Raw genomic sequence first — 1731 nt, forward strand, 5'->3', positions numbered from 1 at the left:
ACTGCTCACCGACCTCGCCGGGATCGAGCCGAGGACCGTGGACATCCCCTTCTACTCCACGGTGACCGGAGAGCAGATCGACACTTCAGCCCTCGACGCGGATTACTGGTACCGCAACCTCCGCGAACCCGTGCTGTTCGACCAGACCGCCCGGCTGCTGCTCGCCTCGGGCGGTGACCCCGTCTTCGTCGAGATCAGCCCGCACCCGGTGCTCACGCCCGCGCTGGAGGAGCACGAGACGGGTGTGGTGACCGGGACACTGCGCCGCGACCACGGCACCCCGGCCGAGTTCCTGGCCGCGGCCGCGCGGCTGTTCGTCGCGGGTGTGCCGGTGCGCTGGCCGTCTCCTGACGCGGAGCCGGTGGTGCTGCCCGCCTACCCCTTCCAGCGGACGCGGTTCTGGCTCGCCGGAGGCGCCGGAGACGTCTCCGCGGCCGGCCTCGACTCGGTGGACCATCCGCTGCTCGGCGCCGCCGTCGAGGTGGGCGAGCAACGGGTCCTGACGGGCCGGCTCTCCCTGGCCACCCACCCCTGGCTCGCGGACCACTCCGTACTGGGGACGGTGCTGCTGCCCGCGACGGCGTTCGTGGAACTGGTGGTGCGCGCGGCCGGGGCCGCGGTGGAGGAACTGGTCCTGGAGGCGCCGTTGGTGCTGCCCGCGGACGGCGCGGTGGATGTGCAGGTCGTCGTGGGCGAGCCGGACGAGACCGGCCGCCGCACGGTCGACGTCCGGTCCCGTACGGACGGTTGGGTGCGGCACGCCACCGGCACGGTGAGCGGGAAACCCGTGGCCGGGCAGGAACTGACGCAATGGCCGCCGGCCGGCGCGGAACCGGTCACCGGGCTCTACGACACGCTCGCCGCGGCGGGCTACGAGTACGGGCCGGCCTTCCAGGCCGTGCAGGCGGTGTGGCGCCGCGGCGATGAGGTGTTCGCCGAGGTCACCGTGGCGGACGCGGCCCGGTTCTCGGTCCATCCGGCCCTGCTGGACGCCGCCCTGCAACCGCTGGCGCTGCTGGCCGGCACGGAAGGCGACGTGCGGCTGCCGTTCTCGCTGGGCGGGATCGCGGTCCACCGCACCGGCGTGACCTCCGCGCGCGTACGGCTGACGGAGGTGCGCCCCGGCACGTACGCCGTCCACCTGGCGGACCGCTCCGGCGAGCCCGTGGCGACCATCGAGGCGCTGACCACCCGCCCCATGGCGGAACGCGGCCCGCTGTACGCCCTCGACTGGATTCCGCTGACCCCAGGCGAAGGCGCGCTCGGCGACGCCGTCGTCTCGCCCGGCTCGGTCACCGAGGCGCTGGCGGCCGTCCAGGACTTCCTGGCCGGGCCCGGCGAACGGCTCGTGGTGCGCACACGGGGCGCGGTCGCCGTCGTTCCCGGCGACCGGGTGAGCGACCCTGAGGCCTCGGCCGTATGGGGTCTGGTCCGGTCCGCGCAGTCCGAGCACCCCGGCCGGTTCGTGCTCGTGGACGCCGACGAGCTGCCCGACGGCCTGTCGGTCGGCGACGAGGACCAGGTGGCGGTGCGCAGCGGCGCCGTCTACGTGCCCCGGCTCGTGCGCTGCGCCCCGGAGGCGTTCGACGGACGGCTGACGCAAGCGGGCACGGGCAGCCTGGACGACCTCGCCTTCCGGCCGTACGAGCAGGCCCCGCTCGGGCCCCGGGACGTGCGCGTCGCCGTGCGGGCGGCCGGCCTGAACTTCCGGGACGTGCTGATCGCCCTCGG

At 74.8% G+C, this 1731-nt stretch carries 1 protein-coding gene; it reads left to right on the forward strand.

The genetic code is table 11. From position 1 onward, the window contains the following. On the forward strand, positions 1-1731 hold a 1731-nt coding region (locus H5J33_RS34160), incomplete at both ends, for a polyketide synthase dehydratase domain-containing protein (RefSeq protein WP_181798544.1).

The organism is Streptomyces sp. WELS2, from assembly GCF_013870595.1.
Taxonomy (GTDB): domain Bacteria; phylum Actinomycetota; class Actinomycetes; order Streptomycetales; family Streptomycetaceae; genus Streptomyces.